This window comes from Thioalkalicoccus limnaeus (genome assembly GCF_041197575.1).
Classification (GTDB): Bacteria; Pseudomonadota; Gammaproteobacteria; order Chromatiales; family Chromatiaceae; genus Thioalkalicoccus; species Thioalkalicoccus limnaeus.
In genome coordinates this window covers 1-2,601 of record NZ_JBDKXB010000064.1, presented here as the reverse complement: position 1 = coordinate 2,601, position 2,601 = coordinate 1, and the positions used below count along the sequence as shown (strand labels likewise).

Sequence of the window (2,601 nt, the reverse complement as noted above, 5' to 3'; positions counted from 1 at the left end):
GGAGGCCGTCTTTATATGAGTGATGACTTCGAGATCGAGCCTATGCGCGGTCTCCCAGATGTCCTTCCCGCTGGCGAGAAGATCATCTGGCAAGGCGCCCCCTCGTGGGGCGCCTTGGCTGTTCGCGCGTACCAGGCGAGAAAGGTCGCCATCTATTTCGTCCTGCTCTTCCTTTTCTATTTCATCCCACCGTTGGTGCGGGACGGGAATTTCGTCGAGGCCCTCGAGAACGGCTACGCGATCCTGTTGCTCGGCTTGGTGCCGGTCGGATTCCTGGTGCTCACCGGTTGGCTGGCGGCCCATGTCACCATCTATACGATTACGACTCGCCGGATCGTGATGCGCATCGGTATCGTCTTCTCGATCCATGTCAACATCCCGTTCAAGGTGATCACTTCGGCCGATCTGCGGACCTTTCGCCGCGGGAATGGCGATATCTCGTTGACGGTCTCGGGCGATCAGCAGACCTCCTATCTGGTGCTCTGGCCACATGTGCGGCCGTGGCATTTCCGCCCGGTGCAACCGATGTTGCGGGGGCTGCCGGAGGCGGCCAAGGTCGCTGAGATCCTGGGCAAGGCGCTGCAGGATGCCGCCGAGGAAGAGCCGTTGACGGCGCCCGAGGCCGGTCAACCGGTGCTCGAGGGCCGGGAGACGGGTTCGGTCGCGGCGGCGCGGTCATGACCGAGGAGTCCAGGGTGAGCGAAAAACCGAAACCGCAAGGTCCCCCGACGGTCTTCTTTCTGATCGTCGCGGGGCTGGTCGGCTTGGCCCTGTTCGTCGTGATGTCGTCGGATCGGTTCGCGGGTCATGAGGGAACCGAGGATCCGGCCTTCGCGACCCCGGTCGTGGCGACGCGGGATGTGCGCTTCGTCAAGCTCGAGGATGACGCCGTGGCCGTCTACGATGCGACCACCGGCGACCGCATCGATACCTTGCTTCCCGGTCAGGACCGGTTCCTGCAGCATGTCATCGACAAGTACCATCGCGACCGGGGCCGTTTGGGTGTCGATGTGGATGCCCCATTCCGCTTGACCGAGACCGTCGACGGCCGGATTTCGTTCCAGGACCTCGGGACCCAACGGATCATCCATAACGTGCGGTCGTTCGGCAGCGAGAACGTCAAGGCTTTCCACCGCGTCTTGCACGGATTGCGCGAACCCCTCTGATACCGGCCATCGATCCGACGCTCGGCGGTCGATTCCTCGTCCTCCCGATCCCGGGCGGTGGCCGGCCAGGATCGGCGTCCGAACCACGAGCCGGCGGTGCGCGCCGGATCACCCCGTCGATTGGGCCTATGCCTTGACCAGCGCGGTGCGCGGGGGCTAGTGTCGTCATGGCCGCGATCGTGGCCGGGGCAGCGGGCTCGCGGTCGGAACGCGGGTGGCAGTGCAAACGAGATAGGGCGACTTATGAATCGAGAGTCTTTGTTGATCGCGAAAGGGCCAGCCGACCCATCGGCCGGCGCTGGGGGATGTCTGAGGACGCCGGCGATCCGTGATCGCGCGGCCGGCCGGGGGATGCGCTGATCATGCCGACAGTCTTTCCATTCTCGGCGATCGTCGGCCAGGACGAGATGAAGCTCTCGATCCTGATCGCGGCCGTCGACCCTTCGATTGGCGGCGTGTTGGTGTTCGGCGACCGGGGTACCGGGAAATCGACGGCCATTCGCGCCCTGGCGGCCCTGCTGCCGAAGATGCGGGTGGTTGCCGGTTGCTCGTACAACTGCGATCCGGAGGCGCCGGAAGGGGCGCTGTGCGAGGCCTGTCGCGAGGCACGTCCCGAGCGGGCGTTGAAGACACGCCTGGTCCCGGTGCCGGTCGTCGATCTTCCGCTCGGCGCGACCGAGGATCGGGTCATCGGGGCGCTGGATCTCGAGAGCGCGCTGACCCGGGGCGAAAAGGCGTTCGAGCCGGGCCTTCTGGCGCGAGCGCACCGCGGCTTTCTGTACATCGACGAGGCGAATCTGCTCGAAGATCACCTGGTCGATGCGTTGCTCGATGTCGCCGCGTCCGGCGAGAACGTCGTCGAGCGCGAGGGCCTGAGCGTGCGGCATCCGGCCCGTTTCGTGCTGGTTGGCAGCGGCAACCCGGAGGAGGGTGAGCTGCGGCCGCAGTTGCTCGACCGCTTCGGCCTGTCGGTCGAGGTCAAGACGCCGACCGATTTGCCCACGCGTGTCGACGTTGTGCGGCGGCGTGATGAGTTCGAGCGCGATCCGGCCGCCTTCGTCGCGAAATGGAAGCGCAAGGACGGCAAGATCCGGCGCCAACTCGAGACCGCGCGGACCCAACTGCGCGAAGTCGAGGTTCCCGACGAGACCCTGGAGCGAGCCGCTCAGCTGTGCATGGCGCTGGGTACCGATGGCCTGCGCGGCGAGCTGACTCTGATCCGCGCGGCGCGGGCGTTGGCGGCGCTCGATGGGGACGAGCGGGTCGGAGACACGCACTTGAAGCGCATCGCCGCGCCGGCGCTGCGGCACCGGCTGCGGCGCAACCCGCTCGACGACGCCGGCTCGACGACCCGGGTCGAGCGCGCGGTGGAGGAGCTCTTCGGCGCATGACGCGGGCCGACGTTCAAAGGGCGTCGCCATGGGATGACGCGACG

3 protein-coding genes are annotated in these 2,601 nt (G+C 66.4%); all 3 read left to right on the top strand.

Annotated elements, in window-relative coordinates:
• On the top strand, nt 1–681 hold a 681-nt coding region (gene puhB, locus ABC977_RS18010; protein ID WP_369668654.1), incomplete at its 5' end, for a photosynthetic complex putative assembly protein PuhB.
• Nucleotides 682–695: 14 nt separating this feature from the next.
• Nucleotides 696–1,166, top strand: a complete 471-nt coding sequence (gene puhC / locus ABC977_RS18005; protein WP_369668653.1) for a photosynthetic complex assembly protein PuhC — start codon at nt 696–698, stop codon at nt 1,164–1,166.
• Between the two features lie 362 nt (nt 1,167–1,528).
• Nucleotides 1,529–2,557, top strand: coding sequence for a magnesium chelatase ATPase subunit I (gene bchI / locus ABC977_RS18000; protein ID WP_369668652.1), 1,029 nt, complete (start codon nt 1,529–1,531; stop codon nt 2,555–2,557).
• Nucleotides 2,558–2,601 lie beyond the last annotated feature (44 nt).